Consider the following 18,988-nt stretch of genomic DNA (forward strand, 5'->3'; position numbering starts at 1 on the left):
CGGGATGTTGCCAGGCGCTACCAGGCCAGCAGAAACGGCCGCTTCGCTCACGCCGAGCGCAGCCGCCGGTACCGGGCCCGACGCAATAAAGTGACGCACCATGGTTCACCCGCTGACGACGCCAATGTTTATGTCATGACGGCAACGGCGACGACGCAGATCCAGGCGCCTGACACCGCTGATACGCCGTCCTTAACCGAGCCTGCGATCTCGACGGGGTCGTTCGGGGGGTGTTTTAGGGCGCCACTGTCACTGGTGTAATCGCTGCTGCTCGCCGTTTGTCCGCCGCGAGCCTCTGCGTCGCCGCCAAGCCATTCGAACGTCTCCGTCTTGAGGATAACGATGGCCATATCTCCTGAACTGCAGGCCCAGATCCTGCGCTATCACCATGTCGAGAAGTGGCGCGCTGGCACCATTGCCCGGCAGCTCGGCATCCACCACCACACCGTTCATGGAGTGCTTGCCCGATCCGGGCTGGTGCCCCATGGCCCGCAGACCCGACCCAGCAAGATCGACTCCTATCTCCCGTTCATCCTTGAGACCCTGAAGACCTTTCCCAGCCTGACTGCTGCCCGTCTTTACGGCATGGTCGTTGAGCGGGGATACCGCGGTGACAGCGGCCACTTCCGTCACGTGATCGCCCGCCACCGGCCTCGCCCCAAGGCCGAGGCTTATCTGCGCTTGAGGACACTCCCTGGCGAACAGGCCCAGGCCGACTGGGGTCATTTCGGACATCTGCAGATTGGCCGGGCGCGGCGCCCACTCATGGCCTTCGTCATCGTCCTGAGCCACTCACGCCGGATCTTCCTGCGTTTCTTTCTGGATGCAAGGATGGAAGCGTTTCTGGCCGGTCACCTCGAAGCCTTCGAAAGATGGGGCGGGATTCCAAAGGTCGTGCTCTACGATAATCTGAAGAGCGCAGTGCTCGAGCGTCGCGGCGACACAATCCGCTTCAATCCTACCCTGATCGCCTTTTCCGCCCACTATCGATACGACCCCCGTCCGGTCGCCGTCGCCAGGGGCAATGAGAAGGGGCGCGTGGAGCGCGCCATCCGGTATATCCGCGACAATTTCTTTGCCGCCCGCGGCTTCACCAGCCTGGAAGACCTCAACGCCCAGGCCGATGCCTGGTGCGACGGCGTCGCCGCAGACAGGCTTTGCCCAGGTGAGGACATCACCGTACGACAGGCCTCCGCCCTGGAGGCGCCTTACCTCTTGCCATTACCAGGCAATCCGTTCCCATGGCCGGCGCAGATCGCCGTCTCCATCGGCAAGACCCCGTACGCCCGCTTCGATCTGAACGACTATTCCGTGCCCCACGCCTACGTGCTTCGCACCTTGAGCGTGACGGCAACGCAAAAGGAGGTCCGCATCCTGGACGGTGCGCAGATCATTGCCTGTCACGTCCGCAGCTACGACAAGGGCGCCCAGACAGAAGATACCGCCCATATCAAGGCACTGGTCGATGAGAAGCGTGGGGCCCGGCGTCACAGCGCGACTGATCGCCTGGCCATGGCCGTCCCGGCCAGTACCGCGCTTCTTGAGCGCGCCGCTCAGAACGGTCACTCCTTGCACTCTGCCGTCATCGGACTGAACCGACTGCTCGAGCACTACGGAGCCAATGAGCTTCAGGCCGGGATCCTGGAGGTCCTGGCACTCGAAGGGCCAGCGCCCCATCCCAACGCTGTGCAGTTGATCCTTGAGCGCCGACGTGAACGGCGCCGCCAACCCCCACTGCTGCATGTCGCGCTGCCTCAGCATGTGCAGGACAAGGACAGCCCCGTCAGGCCCGCCCGTCTAGACATCTACGACCGTCTCAAGGAAACCCCCAATGACCACTCCTGATCCGGAAGACGGGCGTGACCGCGCCGCGCGCCTGCATCTGCACGGGCTTGTGGCCCACTGGCAGGACGCCACTCAAGCCGGATGGGCGCTTACACTCCTCGACTGGGAAGAGGACGAGCGCGCCAGGCGCAGTCAAGACCGCCGGCTGAAGGACGCCAAGATCGGCCGATTCAAGCCGCTCTGCGACTTCGACTGGTCCTTTCCGACCCGATGCGACCGACAGGCCATCGAGGCTCTGATGAGGCTCGATTTTATCCGCGACGCCGGCAACGCCGTCCTTATCGGACCCAACGGCGTCGGCAAGTCAACATTCGCCCGGAACATCGCCTACCATGCTGTCCTGAATGGCCACACCGCCCTGTTTACAAGCGCCGGACAGCTTCTCGGTGATCTGGCCGCCATCGACAGTGCCTCCGCCCTGCGCCGGCGTCTGGCACATTACGCCGCCCCCACGCTTCTCGTAATCGACGAGGTCGGATACCTATCCTATACCAACCGCCACGCCGACCTGCTGTTCGAGCTCATCAGCCGACGCTATGAGACCAAGAGCACTCTCGTCACCACAAATCGAAACTTCGCCGACTGGCACGAGGTCTTTCCCAACGCAGCCTGCGTCGTGTCCATGGTCGATCGTCTCGTCCACAATGCCGAGGTGATCGCCATCGAAGGCCAATCCTACCGTCTCAAAGAGGCGACCGAACGCTCCGAACAGCGCGCCGTCCAAAGAAGGCCGGCAAAGCCATGACAGCACCTGCAAAACCAGGCTTGCCGCTCTTCTTCCCGCTAGACATCCCAACAACATGGACACCCGACCAGGCGCTCGCCGTCTTCGAGCTCCTCACCGAGCTGCGCGACAAGATCTGGTCATGCTACGCCATCGACATCCAGCAGGAGATCCAGAGCCAACAGGCCCCAACTGACTAAACCCAATCAGCAGCCCCTTCCTCTCTCACAGGAAAACCCCAAACTGCACATGGCACCGTTTATGCGCACTTCCTGACGACCGCTAACAAGCGGTCAGTGAAACCGTTGGCGAAAAATCGCGCCTATCGTAGCACCCAAACCTAAGCAGCACATGACGTTCCCGCTTTTGAAGTCGGGAAGTGATCGCGAAGTGAAAGCGATAGCGACCGAAGCGTTGGCGCGGCTCGACGAGCGGCTGGCCCAGTCCCCGATCCGCCCCCACGAGCTCACCCGGGCGCACACGGTGCTGCGAACCGGCCGGCGAATTTCGCAAATGCCGGACTGCGCGCTCGGCCAAGAAGGTTTATTGGCCCTGACCGGCCGGGGTGGCGCCATGCCGGCGGCGGGACAAAAAAAAGCCGGGAAGGGGAGGGGGCTGGAGCCAGCTCCTTTGAAGCCGATGTCCGGGATGATGCTGAGGGCGATCCTCCGGGATGACGGGGCCGGCGGCGCAGCGCGCTCTGGCTTCGACACGGGCCACGCCTACGACTGAGCTCGCCGAGCAGAATCGGCGGCAAATTCCATCGTCCGGGGTTGCGGCGATTTCCGCCCACGGCAGCACTCCAGACGTCAATTGAAGGATAGGACAACGATCCTATCTCTTGCACCTGTCAACAAAACAGACTATGACCATCGGTAGTCATATGGAGACGTCGACATGAGAGAGATTCAGCTGAAGGACGCGAAGGCCACCTTGTCGGCGGTGGTCGACCAGGCCGTTGCCGGGGAGCCTTCCGTGATCACCCGCCACGGCAAGCCGGAGGCCGTGCTCGTGTCTTTCAAAGAATGGGAGAGGGTTTCCAAGGTGCCCAGCTTTGCAGACCTCCTGCTAGCCTTTCCGGGCGACCCAGACGACATTCCGGAACGGAGGCGGAAGCCCGCCCGCGCTTTGCGTGAGGGCTTTTAGCCCGTGTATCTGCTGGACACGAATATCGTGTCGGCCGACGCGCCGACGAAAAAGGAAGTCGGCTTGCAGCCGTTCGCCGACTGGCTGCGCAAGAACAATAACCATCTGTACATGTCGACGGTCACGGTCGCGGAAATCGAGGCGGGCATTACCCGCGCCGTCAGGATCGGCGCGACGACGAAGGCGGCACGGCTGCGCCGCTGGCTCGCCGCGGTCGAGCAGCTCTATGCTGGCCGCATCCTGCCGTTCGGCATCGAGGAGGCCCGCCACGCCGGCGCGATCATTGACCGGGCGCGGGCGCATGATCCCGGCTTCGAAGACATCGCGATAGCCGCCACGGCGGCAGCGCGAGGCTACACGGTCCTGACGGCAAACGAGCGGCATTTTCAGCCGCTCGGGGTGCCGTGGGCGAACCCGCTCAAGGAACTCCCGGCTTAGTCCACGCGCTCGAAACGAGCGACCGCGAAGCGGTTGGTCTCGAACGTTGTTCCAGATTGATGCGGCTCAGACAGCCGCGAAAAACTGGTTTGGGATGCCTAAGGCCGGTCCGGAGCCCTGGCCGACCAGTGCCCGCTCTCGATCAAAGTCCTGACGACCCTGGGGATCAGCTTGCGGACCGCAGAGACGGCTGGAGAGCGGTCGTCTTTCGGGTTGACGGCAAGCACAACGGAACGGGTGATTACCGGATCAATGATCTTAACCGTTCGGACTTGGCCTTGAGACGCCTCTTTCTGAATGGCCGACGGGGTAAGGATGGAATACGCCTTTCCTTCCATGACCATATTGATGATCGTAGAAAGGGAGTCGACTTCGAATCTCACGTCCAGCACACAACCGTGTTGCGCAACGACATCAGCCACCGAACGCCTGGCATTGTTGTTGCGCATGGGAACCGCCAGGGGAAATGCGTGCAGGTCGGCGAGCGCTATTGAATCTTCGAAGGGCGGTTGACCAGGCGGCACCACAAGGCAAAATTCTTCGCGGGCCAGCACCGCCATTTGCCCAACGCTCTCGGCAGTGCGGTAGAGAACAGCCAGATTGAAACGGCCAGCAGCCATCCACTCCTCCAGCGGTCCCGTCATGCCCTCGATCATCTTGAGCGAGATCCTCGGCAATTCGCTTCTTACCGTTTCAAGCAAGGGACCGCTGAGGACGCGAGCGGCGCCGGACGGAATGCCAATGGTCACCTCTCCGGAGGGAGCAGCCACCGAGTTGGTCAGTTCGGCCTCCGTGAGCTGAATTTCCTTCAGGATGATCCGCGCGCGCTCAAGCAGCTTGTCTCCGGACGCCGTGACGCTGACGCCGGTCCTGTCGCGAACCAGCAGCTGGGTGCCGAATCCTTCCTCCAGCTGACGCACATGCAGGCTAAGGGCGCTTTGAGCAATATTAAGAGACGCAGCTGCCTTCGTGAAACTGCCGGCTTCGACGACGCCGACAAAGTATCTTAACTGCCTGATGTCCACGATGAGCAAATCCAAACGGGGCATGATCCCCAGTGCTTTTGATCCCAAAACAGGGTTCTGTTCTCCTGCCAAACGACGGCAGATTTTCCAGGCGCACCTGAAGGGCTGAGCCAGCTTTCATCCCCGAAAGTAACCGAACAAGATCCACCTGCCGATGCATACCCGTCTTCTCGAATATCACCTTAAGTTGCCCACGAACGGTATCCATTGCCACCCCCCGAATGCTGGCGATGTCGCGGAGTGTCTTGCCCTTTGAAAGCTCGCGTGCGACGGCTGCCTCAGCGGCCGTCAAATCAAACAGTCCCTCCAGGATTTTTGGGTCTATTGCAGCATCTTCTTCTGCGGAAGTGATGATCAAGAGCATGTCAGCAATCGCGAAAATATCGCGGCTCGCACCGACGATCGGCAAGGCATGTACGATCATGGCGCCGCGCTCGGGGCCGGCCGCGATTGGAAAGGTGCCTCCGCGACAGAGCGATGCTTCAAGCAAATTATGCCAACTCACATCGGCCGCGGATTGCGTGAATGTCAGCCGCGCCCTTCGATCCTGCACGACGTAAGGCAGCAGCCTTTCGAAACCTTGGTTGGAGGCGACAAGGCGTCCGCAATTCAGGGCGGCGGTGGGCAGGCCGATCATGTTAAAGGCTTCGACAGCCCCTCGGACCTGTTCGAAACGCAGGCGAGCCGTAAGCAATGAAGAGCGAGCCAGATGTGGCCGCAATGCCGTCAAACGGCTGGTTACGTCTGCACCTAGCGGGCCCTCATCGTATTTCCGATGGACGGACAATTTGATCACGTCGCCGGTTGGCGATGTAATAGACGTGCCGGCATGCCAATAGACTCCTTGAGGTCGCATGAACTCCCGGTAGTATCGGCTCTGCTGCATTTCCTCGATGGACATGACCTCAGTATCCAGAAGGAATCTCGGTTCATCAAAGCGCGCTTGCCGCTCAGATGTGAGATATGGGTTCCTCGCAACCCAATTCTCGCGAACGTAAACTTCCATCTTTTGAAGACAGGGCTCGTTCGCCGTCCAGCCGCTAATCCCCTTCTTGTTCACCGCGAAGAAGGCGGTATCCGTGCAATCACCGACTTTGGCGAGCAGATCCAGGACACCGCGACCCGTCCAAAGGCTTGGCACGACTGCTGCCTCGTAGATACGATCGATCAAGTCGCCATCCATGACAACAATTCCCCAAAAAATGTGTCCCAAGCAGACCGAGTTGTTTTCTTCACTGTGCGCTCACGCTTGAAGCGATCAACGCCGGCCGATCGTCAGCCCCCCTAGCAGAGCTACAAGCTCCGCCTGCCTATGCGTCTCGGTCTTGGCGAAAACGGCCTTGAGTTGGGTGCGGGCAGTCTCATATGAAATTCCCAACTGGTCAGCGGCATTCGTAATTGGTGTTCCTGAGCAAATCTTGCCAGCCAACTTCGCCTCGGCCAAGGTTAACCCGAAACAGTCTTGCAAAACGGATGCGGGTGGCGCGCGACGGCTGGCCTGATCCACAAGCACAATCATCGCCTGACAAGGCGCTAGGGGATTATACGAAACGGTCGCAAGGCGCAGAAAATAAGCAAGTAGCGGGCGCTTGCCGATCCGAGGCAGCAGGACGGGCGTCGTGGAATCCGCCGGAGCCGCCATCCAAAGTATTTCTCGCAGACTCCGTCTCAAGGCGTCCGTCGCGTTCCTGTCAAACGATACCAGTTGGCGATGGGTAATCTGAATATCGTGTCCAAGTAACTGGTCCGCCGGACGATTTGTCCGCAGCACGCCACCCTCCCGGTCTAGCATTACTGCTGCTGTTCCGCTCACATCGAAGGCTTCGAGCGCGGCTTCCGCCCGAGCAAAACCTAGCGCTCTTGCCACCGCTACCATTGAGCCTAGTCGCGTGGAAAAACCTGCCAGTTGTCGAAGTTCATCGTCGGAAAAAGGACCCTGTCCTCTAGAGCGCTGGATCGACATGCACCATAGATCGCCATCGGCGGCGGCCTTGACGCCAGCGAACCACCTGAGATCGAAAGGCGCCAGAAATTCTTGATAGTATGGATGCTTGTTCATCTCCTCGACTGTCAGCAGGTCAAGGTCTGTCGCAACCCCCCGACGCTCTATCAGGGGTACGATGCGATACCGCTCGTCGTGGTGGATCCAGCCGTCGCGGACATAGGCCTCGAACGAGGGCTGCATCGAAGCGCTGCGCGGGATGCCGGGCAAGCGTCCCTTGGTGTCGAAGAGGACCGCGCCGGCACTGCCTGTCAGCTCGGTAACCGCCTCCATTGCAGCATTCCATTGGGTAGGGTCAACTGCTGCTTTTGCGAAGGAAGCACCAATTGCGTCAAAATCAAACGCTGCGCCCACACTGGTTCCCTCTCAGATAACCCAAATGGGTCATGCACGGCCCATTACCAGCTGCTTATAGTCCTCATTAGCACTTCTGCCCACGATTGTGCGCAATCAAGCCGCGATGAACATAGGAAAAATGAAATGCGAGTTCTGCTCTCATGTACAGGCTTTTCTCTGTTGCTTTTGGTGGCAGGGAGCACTCTGGCTACGGCTGTCTCTCCCGCTCGCGCCTGCTCATGCGAACAAGGGAATGGTTGTCAAAAGGACGACGAAGGAGGCACCTGCGCGGCGCGCTGAGAATGGGCATCTCAACTCGCTTTGTTTCTCAATGAATCCCTGGGGTGTGCTTTGCAACAATTGATTCGACAGATTTTAGCGATCACGGCAGCAACAGCGCTAGCTCTGGCACTTCTGGCTGAGACAGGCTGCGTGTCACTCCCAGAAGATCAGGCTGCCTACAACGCCTGTACACCAAGCCACAATAATATCTTTCTGAGAAAGCCTGGACACAAGGCAATCGTTTCCGGAGTGTCAGGTAGCTCATCAAGATGTTACTGGAACTGGTCCCAGCCCAGTACTGACACGGCCATTGCCAGGGCAATGGCGGATTGTCACAAGTCGTATGGCCGATGCTTTCTCTACGCATCAGACCGAGGCTGGAACAACTGGGTTGCGCGGATATCAAACAATGGTGGCGTCACCAACGAGGCGCGCAACATCCAAGCGGACAACGACGCCGCCGCCAATGCAATTCTAGGCGGCTTGGCTGCAGGTCTTGCAGCCGGGAATGGCGGATATACACCACCGGCTCAAAGGCGATCCACGGGGGGCAGCAGCGGCGGCAACTGCGGGGGCAATGTCGCCGCTGATCCCGTAACGTGCAAACCGCTTCACTAACCTCATGCAAGCACGGCTAGTGGAAGTGGATGATTGCGGCGAGGACGGAGCGGAGGCAGCAACTCTCCGCAAGCGCCCCTAGCCCAAACGAGGAGATGAGGGAACGTGAAGAAGCGTGATTCAGTCAGCATCGCCCCGAGGTTCGGTTTTCTCTACCGGATCGGCCGGTGTCCCAGATGCATGCGGGAGTCCCTCCTGTTTGCGGCTGGCAGCCTGTCGCTATGGGCGGCTAGCCTCGCGATCGCGGCCGTCTATGGCGATGCATTCCGCAATCTGAGCGTGGCCCGCCACCTGCTGGCGGCGCTGTCGGCGGTGGCGGTTCTCCTTTGGCTGTTGCATGTCGGCGTCTACGCCATCCGTAGCGCCTACGGCCACGCGTCCACCACACCATCCCCGGTCGAGCCTGCAGAGGGGGCCAACTCCAATCAGTTCGTCCGCTCCGCACGGCGGCACGCGTTGCGGGCGCTGGTCAAGGCCTTCATCGGTGCGGCCGCCGCCACCGTTCTGCCGTCGATTGCGCTGGCGTCCGGTGAATGCCCCGGGCGGCTGAATTGCGGCTGGTCCTCCTGCACGCCGCCCGATTCCACAGCCTACTGCTGTCCGAAGGGCTATCCGATCCTCAGCCTCTGCGACTGCCGCTGCTACTCCAGCGTCCAGGGCATGCGGTGCAACCAAACCGGATCATGCTTCGACGAGAATTTCTGAGTTCGAATCTTGTCACGTCACAAATCTAAACGTCGAGAAACATCAACCGCCAGGTAGCATTGTCGGCAACGTCAGGCGGACAAACTCAGACGCTGCCGTCCACTGTGTCGTGGGTCGCGGTGTTCGGCGGCCGACGACGGCAAGCGCTAAGACCTCAGTTCTGGCGTTTTGCGCCACTGTCGGTGCCCCGGCTGCTGAAATATTCCCCGGGCTGCTCAAAGAGAACGCAGCGTCTTTGCGCAGGGGTGAACCCGAACGCCACGCATTGTTCCAGCTTCCAGCATTCATTTCCGCAGGCGTCCCGGTTCGGAGATGCCAAGACACGGAAACCGTTTCCGGAAAAGGCCTTGTTGTTGAAGTATTCCATCTGCATTGGCGCGCCCGACGAGCTTGGTGTGCCGAGGTTTGAAATGGTTCCGCTTGTGGCGCGGGCGTTCATCAGGAGCTGGCCAGTTTCCCCCTTCAGGAAGCACTTTCTGTTCCAAGCGTCGTAAGTGTAGGCTCGGCACGAGGGTCCCGCGTTTCGGCAAAACGCCTCGCACTGGTCGACATCCTGTGCCGCCATGGAGGCGGTCGAACTGCCAGTGAGGTCCCTGTTGCGGAATCGCGTGAAACCGGCCGACGGTGGGGGTACGGCAACCACCTGCTCCGGCGCGGGCGCCGCAGGCGGATTGGTCGGCGGCCGGTATCCAGCGATTAGGCCGCGGGTGCCGGCGGTGTGCGCCTGGCTGTCTCCTGCGCCCACGACGGCCGAGAAGAGCCTGCAAATGTCGCCGGATGACGAATGGTCGAAGCCGACGCAGCCTGATCGCGTGGAGCAGAGCTTCCTGCAGGACTCCGACGGGACTTTGACCGTCGCGCTGACGGGTCCGTTCAAGACAGTCTGAGGATAGTCGAAGAGGACCTCGACCGATTGAGCATTCGCCGGACGACTTCCAGAGCACTGGAGGGCAGTGGCCACAGAAGCAACGGCAAAAAGAAGTCGGGCTCGCCGAGCTTTCATTGGCAAAGGCCCATTTATGGTGAGCATAAGAACCTCATTCTAAGAATCGGAAGTCCCCTCGTGACGAGAATGATTGCCTTTGGCATGCAATCCGAGGCGTGACCGGCTTCCCACTGATCGGGGGTCAGGGGTTTTCATTGACTCTGGACCTACCCTGCGGACATTTCTGGGATGCCGGGATCTGAAAGAAACCTTGGCTACCGCCGCATGAATGGAACTTGATTTTCGGAGTGAGCGTGTCGGGGGCGACCGAATCTGCCGTTGACTGTGCGCCAGGTGGCCGCCGCTTCGCCTCTTTCTTCGGCTTCTCACCGACGAGTGGCGTGCCGGAGCGCGGGCGTTGCCGCTTCTTCGGCTCAATGTGCGCCTTCTTGACCTGAGCCTCCAAAGCTCGCTTGGCATGATCGTGTATCTTCGCCGCTGGTGGCGCAGGTGGACTGATCGGCGGGCGATACCCTTCGACAGGGCTTCGGGTACCAGCCGTGCGCAACGAACTTTCCTCAGCACCATCCACGGCCGAGAAAAGCCTGCAAATGTGGTCGGAGGAGGAGTAATCAAATCCCGCGCAGCCTGAGCGAGCGGAGCAGACCTTCCTGCAGGGCTCCAGTTGAATGTTGATCTTCGCGCTGGCGGTACCTTTCAAGCTGGTGTGCGGATATTTGAAGAGCACCTCGGTTGATTGAGCGCGACCTGGCCGGACTCCGGTCCAAAAGGTAGCGGCAGCAAATGCGATGCCGAAAAGAAGCCAGATTTGCGGAGTGTTGATTTGTAGCATTCAAGTTGCCTTTAATGGCGACTGGCCAGGAGAATCCCGACCAGAGCTGTTAGTTAGTACTGCGCAAAACAGGGCTTTCCATCGCCATTCGTATGGTTAGTCGAGCTATGCGGAAACGCGATTTTTCATCGTTGGTGCCAATGTCGCGAGCTCGCATCCCCAGGTAGACTGCGATCAGAAACAGGCTAATTGCGGCCCACCAGTGGGCGAAACTTGCATCTTCCATGTGGAGCTGTACCCAATTAACAAGGTCTTGGTCACGGATGACAGGAAGAGGCCCGGAATGTAGATTGGAGCGCTATGTTGAAGCGGGAAAAGAGCCACCGTAACGACGAGAACGCCGAAAAGCCTTTCGAATTTCCATTTCATGGCGGCCTCTCCTTTAAGCTTAAGCACCTCATTCGTACGGGTCGGGTGCCTGGCACGTCATGTACTTCGCGCTCGACCAGCCGCCCGGAACGGCTGCCCATGGATGCCCTCGCGGATCCCACGAGAACTGGGTCACCTTGATGGACCGGGAATTCTGGAGGACTTCTCCCGTCAGCTCTCCAAAGGGTCGGTTTCTGATGTTGAGCGGCGTGCCGCTTGGGTCCGTGATCCAGCACACCAGGGATGGATCGCGAAGTTCCTGTGGCTGAGTCGTGGAGACCGTCACTCTGGGATTGAGCCGGCGTAGCGCGACCGTTGCGTTCAATGCAGCGTCGGCGTCGCAGAACCGAAGCCTCTGTCGGCTCTTGCTGGCTTCGGCGGTCCAGGGTTGCCCGCCGCAAAAGCCGCGACAGTCGGTCGACAGGCTGGTCGACGTGAGGGACCGGATGCAACTGTCACCGTTGGCGCATTGAAGAGTGACTAGGTTTCGGTCAATCTCGACCGTCCCGAGCTTCGACAAATCTACCTGAAACGTTGTCTCCAGCGACAGCGTAGTGATGACGTTCGCATCGGTGTTTCGGACAGTCTGAATCCGACGATCGATGAAAACGGCGTCGCCGTCGGTCTTGCTCCAGCCGCGGTCGAAAAACACACTCCACGACAGATGCAGCTTGTTGGAATTTTCGCTTGCAGGCGGGCATGCCCAGGAACGGCTGAGCATCTCGGCTGCGGCGTCGTTCACGGGCGGATTAATTGGCGGGCGATACCCCGTAAGGAGACTGCGAGTGCCTGCCGTATGCGATTGGCTCTCCGTAGCGCCGACGATGGTCGCGAAAATCCTGCACATGCCATCATCTGGCGAATGGTCGAAACCAACGCACCCCGAACGTGACGAGCAGAGTTCCTTGCATTGGCCGAGCGGTACGCTGATCTTGGCGCTGATGACCCCGTCGAGTGCAGTCTGGGGATAGTCGAAGAACTGCCCCTCCGACTGCGCTTTCGCCGGCGGAGCTCCGGACGCAAGGGCGATGGCTATAGCGACCGCCACGCCTGGAAGGCGTCCCGCGACCGCGTGAAGAGATGCAAATGCCGGCATGAATCTTGCTTTCCCCACCGGTTGGCTCACAGCCTGAAACAGCGCTACCGTTGCCGCACGAACGTCGCGTCCTCGGAAACGACCGACCCCAGTTTCCTTTTCAGGCGCATGACGTGTTCATAGGATTTCGTGATGCGTTCGAGCATTTCGGGATTCCGCCGCGCCTCTTCGGAAAGGAGCGTGGCGACCTTTTCCGGGATCGCAGGATCAGGGTGTTTGTCGTTGGCGAATATGAGGATGTCGTTCCCCGCGAAAACCGCTCTGAGCACTGAGTCCTCGAAGCTGACGTTGTCGGTGATGGCCTGCATCTGCATGTCATCGCTGATGATCACGCCCTTGAAATGCATGTTGTCCCGCAGAAGCCCCGTCAGCGTCGCCCGGGACAGCGACGAGGGGATATCGTACGAAAAGGACAGCTTCTCGTTTATGACGTGCGCGGCCATCACCATGTCGACGTCCCCCGACGCGATCAGACCCTTGTAGGGAAGAAGCTCCTTCTCGCTCCATGTCTTGGTGACGTCAGCCATTCCTTTGTGGCTGTCCTTGGTGCTGGAGCCGTGTCCAGGGAAGTGTTTCAGGGCTGTCAGCACTCCCTTTGCCCGATGCGCTTCGATAAAGGCCCTGGCGTACGCTTCAACCTTCTGCGGATCGGCGGAAAAGCTCCTGCCAAGCTTGCCGATGATGGGATTGGCCGGGTTGACGTTGAGGTCGACGACGGGAGCCAGATTGAGGTTGAACCCTAGGTCGGAGAGATCCGATGCGAGGTTCTGGTAGACCACGACGGCCGCGTCGGGAGACATGGTCTTTGCGACTGTCGCCTCGCTGGGCACCTCCTTGAACCCTACCTCGCCCGTAAGCCTCTGGATGCGGCCACCCTCCTGGTCGATGGCGACAAGCAGGCGGGTCGTGGCGTATTGCTGAAGGCCTTTGTTCAGTTGCCGCACGGCCTCAAGGCTGGTGATGTTGCGCCCCAGATAGATAACGCCAGTTATTTCACCTGCCTCTGCCTGTTTGACGACCCGCTTGTATCCATCATCGTCCGGACTGTCGCCGACGAAGCCGACCAGCACCATCTGCCCGATCATCTGCCGCAGCCTGCCATCTTCGACGGCGCGGTACAGGTTGGCCTTCCGCAGGTGGGCTTCCGGCGCCGGGTCAGCGCGCAGCGGTGCGGAAATGCCAAGGAGCGTGCAAGCGACAGCAATGAAGGTTGCGATCCATCGCGACATGGTTCAATTCCTTGGGCTTACAGGACGGACGAAGTCGGGCATGACTGTCCGGCTGTTTTTCCGCGCCGAGGTCATGCCCTTTCTGCGCACTGGATAGAGGTTCGAGCCGTAAACCAGATAGCATCGGTTCGGCCGCGCGATGGTCCATGTGAAGCCGCCGCAGCGGCCGTCCGAGTCACATTGCTGCATGCATTCCTGGTACGAGACTGCGGATGACTGCGTGCCATCTCCGATGAAACCGCTTGTCGTGAAAAGTTCCCATCCAACGGTCAGGCTTGGGGGAGGGGCCGCGGGCGTGGCCTTGAAGTAAAGGCCGGATCTTCCCAGCGAGTAGGACTGCACGAACTCGAAGCCCGATTTCAGGAAGCAACGGTTGGCTTCGAGGTTGTAGGTGAATGCCCGGCAGGAGTTCTGGCTGTCACATATCGCCCTACAATTTTCCGCATCGGGCGCTGCCATGCCTTTCGGAACGAGGTCGCCACCCCAGAGGTCGACGCCGCTGTAGGACGCGTAGTACCAGGACTCGGCGTTGGCGGGATCGTGATAACCCGGAATGCGTTGGCGAGTGCCAGCGGTCGAGAGCGTATCTGCCTGCGCCGAATTTATTCCGGCGAACAAGTGGCAGATATTGGTTGCCGAGGAATGGTCGAAGCCTGCGCAGCCTGAACGCGCCTGACAGATTTTCCGGCAGTCATCCAGGGGCCGGCGGAACTCTGCGCTGGGAGAGCCGCTCAACGCGGTACCGGGATAGTCCAAAAAATCTGACTGCCCTTGGGCCGCCGCCCTTGGCGCAATTCCAGAACCAGTCAGCGACAGGAAGAGCAGCGCGACAGCGATCCCTGCTACGCCCGCGCGGCCCCGACGACTTTGTTGCATCCCCTCAGCTTCCCCAATTGCCCAAACCACTACCGATATGCATCGCGCTGGGTCAGGGATTGATCGACCCCTCGCAGTAGGTGGTGCGAAGGAAGCTTTCGTACGCCGCGGCATGGCTCGAACTGCTGTCGGTTGCATCCTGGCAAAGCGAGGCGAGGAGCTTGTTGGCTTCCGAATTGCCCTCCAGGGCAAGTTCGAAATAAGACCTGCCTGCCTTGTTGGCATCGGCGGCGTCTACGCGGTCCTGCGCGAACGTCCTCGGGTCGTACCAGCGCGCGATTTCGAGCTTGGCGTCCTGGTTGCCTCTCTGCATCGCAAGGTTGATTGCTTGCATGCCGACATCGCGGTTGCCGCGATCGAAGGCCACTTTGCTCAAGGCGAAGAGCTCATGGCCATCCGTGTCTGTCGTCTTGAGCTTTTCCAACCTGGCCGCGAGCGGAGGGTTGGTTGGATCGCGGTAGTTCAAAAGCAAGCTTCGTGTTTCCGCGGTCGATCCCGTATCGGAACGACCTCCACCTACGCTGGCGAACAGGCGGCATTCGTTTTTCGGAGAATGGTCGAAGGCCATGCAGCCTGTGCGTCCCTCGCAGAGTTTTCGGCATTGTTCCAGTGACAGGGAAACCTGTGCGCTGGTGATGCCGTTCAGGAGCGTGTCAGGGTAGTTGAACAGTTCTTCCGCTGGAGCGTTCTGCGCAGTCGTTGGCGCGGACGCTCCCAGTAGCAATATCGCAGCCATGGTCGCGACGGGCATGCCGAAGGACATCGTTCGCAAGACAAGGCACTTCGCCAATCCGTTCTTCCACATGCCTCTATCCTCCGATGGCTTCGTAGGCGGCGGGTTGCCGCGCCATGCCGTTTCTGGTTGTCATTCCAAAGTTCCCTCGCAATAGGTGTTCGTCAGGAACCCGTTGAAGGTTGGGTCTTGAGGGGAGCTCGCGCTCTTCGCGCAAAGGGAGCGAAGCAGGTTCGCTGCCTCCGCCTTACCCTCGATCACCAGCTCGAAGTAGAACCTTGCGGCCTTGTTTGCGTCCGGACGGTCTGCCTTGGCCGGATCGAACGAGTTCGGATCGTACCAGCGCGCGATTTCGAGCTTGGCGTCCTGGTCGCCCCGTTCCATCGCAAGATTGATGGACTGCAAGCCAATCCCTCCGTCGCCTTCGCGGTATGCGTCGCCGCTTAGCGTGAACAGTTGAGCTCCGGTGGTATCCGTCCGTTTCAACCTCTCGAAACGCGCCTGTAGGCTCTCTGGCTTGGGCATCAGCTTATACGCTTCGTAGCCTCCCGCGGCCGCCACGAGCAGTGCCAGGGGGATCAGAAGGTATAGGTATCGCCACCTGCTCTTCGACGGCAGGACAGGTGCCGGGTCAGGCACCTTGATTATCGGAGGAGGCAATGGCGGGTCCGGCACCAGATCGATGATGCGTTCAGGCAAAGCAGGGAGGGCCGTCGGAGGAGCGGTCAGCTCCTGTGACCACCCACCAGGTTGTGGCGTAACCGGGGGCCAGAACGCATTGCCCCAAACGTTCTGGCCGTCGACTTCGATCTTCACCTGTTGGTCGACCGGAATTCGATCGCAGACTTCAGGCCCCACGGACAACGTGGTCGAACCCGCGGTTCGGTTTGCGACCTCCGCCGCCACGGTAGCCGGGCGCGCCTGCCATCCGCCATCGCCGAGGTACGGTGTGTCCGCGGACTTGCGCGTGATCGAAAGGCGCAAGCGCTGGGTACTCCCCAGTTCTTGCGGAAACACGATCAGGGCATGCCCGAACAGGCGTGACTCATCCTCTGTTACTTTCAGCGGAACCTGCGTCATCGAGCCGTCTCTGTGGACTCGGCAGAAGACAGCGACGACGAATTGAGAGTCTCCAGGATCGCTCTCAGCCGTTCGTTCTCGTCGACGTTCACCGTGATGCCCTCGCCCGAGAGGACATTGTCGGTCACGAGCTGGTTAAAGGCGTACATCCATTCCGAGAGCGCCAGGTAGGAGAAGTTCCGCCGTTCCTTGCCAAGTCCGTCGCAGTTCGAGACGTTTGGTCGGCGGGCGAATACCCTGATCTCGCCGTCTTCGGTGCCGTCCGGGGCCATTGGCCGCTTCTCCTCGGGCAAGGCCTCGAAGCCAAGCGTGCTGACGAAACGGTTGATGCGGCTCGTCGCGAGGAAACCTGCCCTCTCGAGCAGGATGTCAGGCCTCTCGACCGAACTTCCAGAGAGCTTGGCGAGATCGTCGGCTATCTGCTCCTCGACCCCGGTGCGGCGGGCCGCCGCGACAAGCTCGGCGATCAGCTCTCCTGCCAGTTTGTGGGTAAGGCCAACGGCCTGAAGCGCGCCGTCATTCCTTGATAGCGCCAGAAGCCCATCCAGCCAGTGGCGCATCGCCGAGCGGGCGAGGTAGGCTTCGCGGGGCAGCGCCTTTTGCGAGACCGACGGCCCGGAAGGCGCCGCGGCGGCGACCGTCTTCTTCTTGTTCCCTGGCAGGGGAGGGGCGCCCGGCCGCAGTGGCGGAGTGACGCGCTTCTTCACGACGGTATCGGCTCGGCCATCCGAGCCGTCGTCGGGGGCGTTCTGGCGCTTGATGCGGTTGCCGTACTCGATGTGGAGGTGCTCGGAAATCCCGTTCTGAGAAATCTGGAGCGTCTTCATCGCCACGCCGAACTGCTCCCGCTCCCATGTCTCGGTGAGACACGCAAGAATCTGGTCCGATACTTCCCGGCGCTCGGCGATACGCTTGTTGATGTCGCTCTCGACGAAATAGGGAGCGAGCACGCGACGTATTTCGTGGGCGATGTTCCCGAGGCGGCCCCGTATCTGCCCATACTTAATCTCGGGACGGCAGATCGCCGCGAGGTTTTCCGCCAGATAGCCCACGCCACCGTCGTTCAGCCTGAGGGCTTCGTCGAACGCCTTGGCCGGATCCCGGAAATGCTGCTGGACCTCGCTGACCTCGAGATATGCCTTGCGAATGGCGGCGACCTTCTTGACCTTGTCGGGCAGAATCTCCACCTCTTCGCCGCCGCGGTACTTGATCAGGAACTCGGCCTTGAAGTTGGGATTGCGCAGCCAGTAGGTGTTGTTGAACGGCTTGCCCGGCGTCCATTCGAACGGCCACTTGTGAGCTTTCCCGAAATACCGCGTCAGCGAGGAGCCCATTCGCGCGCTGAAACGGTCCGAAAGGCTCTGCCCCTCCTCGCCCGCCTTTTCGCTGAAGTGCTTGTCGAACATCGTTAGCACCAGGAACAGCGCGGTATCGGTCCGGGCCCGGTCCGCCGGCGTTTCGCCATGCGAGATCCTGATCCAGTCGTCAATCATGTCCGGAAGCGTCGCGACGTCCTGGGTCGAGTCCTTGATGCAGAGGAGCATGCTCGAGAGCTCTTGCTCGGCAACGTAGCGGTCGAACAGATAGGCCACCTTGCCCCTGACGAAGAGGTCCTTCAACGCCATGGGGTTGTCGTCGAAATAGGCCTGCAGGTCCACTTTCTGACGGCTGCGCGCGCCGGGAAAGTCGAGCAGGTCCGTGTGATCGAAGAAGGGCCATGGCCGCTCCGAGATGGCAATGCGAAGCTCGGCGGCCAGGGCGGTGATGACGGGCCGCGGGAGTGAAACGACTGGACCCTTCATCGGCCGTATCAGCAACTCCTCCTGGTCAGGCTTGCCGAGTCCGACCAGCGTCTCGACGTCGATGATGCTCCGGTCCCGGGGGACAAGCGCATCGATGGAGCAGTAGGCGTCCTTGGCGAAGCCGAGTTCTCGAGGGCGTTGGCGAGTTCGAGATAGACCTCGGTGAATTTCCGGAAGCCGCCCCAAAGCACGGAAAAGAGTTCCGCCCTGTCCGCGATCGAGAGCCGCGGCGCGAGGATCGCGGCCTCCTCCCAATAGGCGCCGAGCGTTTCGATGTTCGGCAGTCCGGCGAACTGCTTCTCGAAATACTCCTGGATGTCCCAGATGTCCTCCTCGATGAGTCCGCCCGAGCCAGCCTGTGGCGCGACGCGCCTCCGAGCCGCCTCGAGGGCGGACACGACGGCCTCAGGCACGAGCGGTGTCCGTTTCTTCGCGTCACCGTCCAGGAAGTAGCTGTTGCCCAGAATCTTGGCGATATCGGTTTCGCTGAGCAGTCGCAGGATGACCGGAGCGCCCACGGGGCTGGGTTCCTCCTTGACCGAGAAACGGGTCACGAGACCTGTCGACTCGCGGTCGCCGCCCGGATTGATCTCGCGGATGAAGTCGACCTCCCGGCCGAGATCGCCGAAGCGGGCCATCAAGGGCGCGCTCCCATGGCGAGCCAGGACCGAAACCAGATAGGACTTGCCAGCCTGACTGGGGCCAAATATCCCGACGCACATCGGGCGGTCTATTGCTTCCATCGCCTTGCGGGCCGCGACGACCGACTTCCTGAGATGCTGCTCGGCGCTGGCGCGCGTGTCGCCGACCCGCTCGGCGTTGGCGGCGGTCCCGATCCATGCAAGGCCGTCCTGCGCCGACTTCAGCGCGGCGCCGCAGCTACTTTTCAACTCTTCACGCATTC

The 18,988-nt window shown here is 60.6% G+C and carries 21 protein-coding genes and 1 pseudogene; 7 read left to right on the top strand and 15 right to left on the bottom strand.

What is annotated here, in order from left to right:
- Positions 1 to 128: 128 nt before the first annotated feature.
- Entirely contained in the window at positions 129 to 350 is a 222-nt protein-coding gene (locus AC0V7N_RS39935) for a hypothetical protein (protein WP_496628703.1), read from the bottom strand.
- Here AC0V7N_RS39935 and istA point away from each other — a divergent pair.
- From istA to AC0V7N_RS39965, 6 genes are all read left to right on the top strand, one after another.
- Positions 343 to 1,845 carry an IS21 family transposase gene (gene istA / locus AC0V7N_RS39940; protein WP_496628508.1) on the top strand — a complete coding sequence of 501 codons (1,503 nt, stop codon included), beginning with the start codon at positions 343 to 345 and terminating at the stop codon, positions 1,843 to 1,845. The two genes, AC0V7N_RS39935 and istA, sit on opposite strands and share 8 nt — an antisense overlap.
- Positions 1,832 to 2,590 (top strand): IS21-like element helper ATPase IstB, encoded by a 759-nt coding sequence (istB, locus tag AC0V7N_RS39945; RefSeq protein ID WP_183465349.1) that lies wholly within the window; start codon positions 1,832 to 1,834, stop codon positions 2,588 to 2,590. Before istA ends, istB begins: the two co-directional genes overlap by 14 nt.
- Positions 2,587 to 2,769 carry a hypothetical protein gene (locus AC0V7N_RS39950; RefSeq protein ID WP_183465348.1) on the top strand — a complete coding sequence of 61 codons (183 nt, stop codon included), beginning with the start codon at positions 2,587 to 2,589 and terminating at the stop codon, positions 2,767 to 2,769. Before istB ends, AC0V7N_RS39950 begins: the two co-directional genes overlap by 4 nt.
- Positions 2,770 to 2,920: 151 nt before the next feature.
- The gene (locus tag AC0V7N_RS39955; protein ID WP_496628704.1) at positions 2,921 to 3,301 is read left to right on the top strand and encodes a hypothetical protein; all 381 of its coding nucleotides are present in this window, start codon (positions 2,921 to 2,923) and stop codon (positions 3,299 to 3,301) included.
- Between the two features lie 165 nt (positions 3,302 to 3,466).
- The gene (locus AC0V7N_RS39960; RefSeq protein ID WP_127421092.1) at positions 3,467 to 3,715 is read left to right on the top strand and encodes a type II toxin-antitoxin system Phd/YefM family antitoxin; all 249 of its coding nucleotides are present in this window, start codon (positions 3,467 to 3,469) and stop codon (positions 3,713 to 3,715) included.
- Between the two features lie 3 nt (positions 3,716 to 3,718).
- Positions 3,719 to 4,153 (top strand): PIN domain-containing protein, encoded by a 435-nt coding sequence (locus AC0V7N_RS39965; protein WP_496628705.1) that lies wholly within the window; start codon positions 3,719 to 3,721, stop codon positions 4,151 to 4,153.
- A 98-nt stretch (positions 4,154 to 4,251) separates the two neighbouring features.
- Here AC0V7N_RS39965 and AC0V7N_RS39970 read toward each other — a convergent pair whose 3' ends face one another.
- The 3 genes from AC0V7N_RS39970 to AC0V7N_RS39980 all read right to left on the bottom strand — a co-directional run bounded on the left by AC0V7N_RS39970 (position 4,252) and on the right by AC0V7N_RS39980 (position 7,534).
- Positions 4,252 to 5,178, bottom strand: coding sequence for a LysR substrate-binding domain-containing protein (locus AC0V7N_RS39970; protein ID WP_496628706.1), 927 nt, complete (start codon positions 5,176 to 5,178; stop codon positions 4,252 to 4,254).
- Positions 5,102 to 6,349, bottom strand: coding sequence for a helix-turn-helix transcriptional regulator (locus AC0V7N_RS39975; RefSeq protein ID WP_496628707.1), 1,248 nt, complete (start codon positions 6,347 to 6,349; stop codon positions 5,102 to 5,104). The genes AC0V7N_RS39970 and AC0V7N_RS39975 overlap by 77 nt, the downstream gene beginning before the upstream one ends.
- Positions 6,350 to 6,436: 87 nt before the next feature.
- Positions 6,437 to 7,534, bottom strand: a complete 1,098-nt coding sequence (locus tag AC0V7N_RS39980; protein ID WP_496628708.1) for a helix-turn-helix transcriptional regulator — start codon at positions 7,532 to 7,534, stop codon at positions 6,437 to 6,439.
- 987 nt (positions 7,535 to 8,521) lie between these two features.
- Here AC0V7N_RS39980 and AC0V7N_RS39985 point away from each other — a divergent pair.
- A complete protein-coding gene (locus AC0V7N_RS39985; RefSeq protein WP_496628709.1) occupies positions 8,522 to 9,121 on the top strand; it encodes a hypothetical protein in 600 nt (199 codons plus the stop codon).
- Positions 9,122 to 9,275: 154 nt separating this feature from the next.
- Here the strand turns inward: AC0V7N_RS39985 and AC0V7N_RS39990 are convergent, their stop codons facing one another.
- The 11 genes and pseudogenes from AC0V7N_RS39990 to AC0V7N_RS40040 all read right to left on the bottom strand — a co-directional run bounded on the left by AC0V7N_RS39990 (position 9,276) and on the right by AC0V7N_RS40040 (position 18,986).
- Positions 9,276 to 9,560, bottom strand: a complete 285-nt coding sequence (locus tag AC0V7N_RS39990) for a PAN domain-containing protein (RefSeq protein WP_475439512.1) — start codon at positions 9,558 to 9,560, stop codon at positions 9,276 to 9,278.
- A gap of 51 nt (positions 9,561 to 9,611) precedes the next feature.
- A pseudogene (locus tag AC0V7N_RS39995) lies at positions 9,612 to 10,151 on the bottom strand (PAN domain-containing protein); the annotation flags it as partial.
- Between the two features lie 97 nt (positions 10,152 to 10,248).
- On the bottom strand, positions 10,249 to 10,899 hold the full coding sequence (locus tag AC0V7N_RS40000) for a PAN domain-containing protein (protein ID WP_496628710.1): 651 nt from the start codon (positions 10,897 to 10,899) through the stop codon (positions 10,249 to 10,251).
- 174 nt (positions 10,900 to 11,073) lie between these two features.
- Positions 11,074 to 11,268: a hypothetical protein gene (locus AC0V7N_RS40005; protein WP_496628711.1), complete on the bottom strand. Its 195-nt coding sequence runs from the start codon at positions 11,266 to 11,268 to the stop codon at positions 11,074 to 11,076.
- A 28-nt stretch (positions 11,269 to 11,296) separates the two neighbouring features.
- On the bottom strand, positions 11,297 to 12,364 hold the full coding sequence (locus AC0V7N_RS40010) for a PAN domain-containing protein (protein ID WP_496628712.1): 1,068 nt from the start codon (positions 12,362 to 12,364) through the stop codon (positions 11,297 to 11,299).
- A gap of 44 nt (positions 12,365 to 12,408) precedes the next feature.
- Positions 12,409 to 13,593 (bottom strand): glycoside hydrolase family 3 N-terminal domain-containing protein, encoded by a 1,185-nt coding sequence (locus AC0V7N_RS40015; RefSeq protein WP_496628713.1) that lies wholly within the window; start codon positions 13,591 to 13,593, stop codon positions 12,409 to 12,411.
- Positions 13,594 to 13,596: 3 nt separating this feature from the next.
- The gene (locus AC0V7N_RS40020) at positions 13,597 to 14,469 is read right to left on the bottom strand and encodes a PAN domain-containing protein (protein WP_496628714.1); all 873 of its coding nucleotides are present in this window, start codon (positions 14,467 to 14,469) and stop codon (positions 13,597 to 13,599) included.
- A gap of 52 nt (positions 14,470 to 14,521) precedes the next feature.
- On the bottom strand, positions 14,522 to 15,274 hold the full coding sequence (locus AC0V7N_RS40025; protein WP_496628715.1) for a PAN domain-containing protein: 753 nt from the start codon (positions 15,272 to 15,274) through the stop codon (positions 14,522 to 14,524).
- A 60-nt stretch (positions 15,275 to 15,334) separates the two neighbouring features.
- Positions 15,335 to 16,282: a hypothetical protein gene (locus AC0V7N_RS40030; protein ID WP_475439239.1), complete on the bottom strand. Its 948-nt coding sequence runs from the start codon at positions 16,280 to 16,282 to the stop codon at positions 15,335 to 15,337.
- On the bottom strand, positions 16,279 to 18,099 hold the full coding sequence (locus AC0V7N_RS40035) for a virulence factor SrfC family protein (protein WP_496628716.1): 1,821 nt from the start codon (positions 18,097 to 18,099) through the stop codon (positions 16,279 to 16,281). Before AC0V7N_RS40035 ends, AC0V7N_RS40030 begins: the two co-directional genes overlap by 4 nt.
- Complete coding sequence (locus AC0V7N_RS40040; RefSeq protein ID WP_496628717.1) at positions 18,093 to 18,986, bottom strand: virulence factor SrfC family protein; 894 nt, start codon at positions 18,984 to 18,986, stop codon at positions 18,093 to 18,095. The genes AC0V7N_RS40035 and AC0V7N_RS40040 overlap by 7 nt, the downstream gene beginning before the upstream one ends.
- Between the last annotated feature and the right edge of the window lie 2 nt (positions 18,987 to 18,988).

It is taken from the genome of Mesorhizobium kamtschaticum (assembly GCF_056174585.1).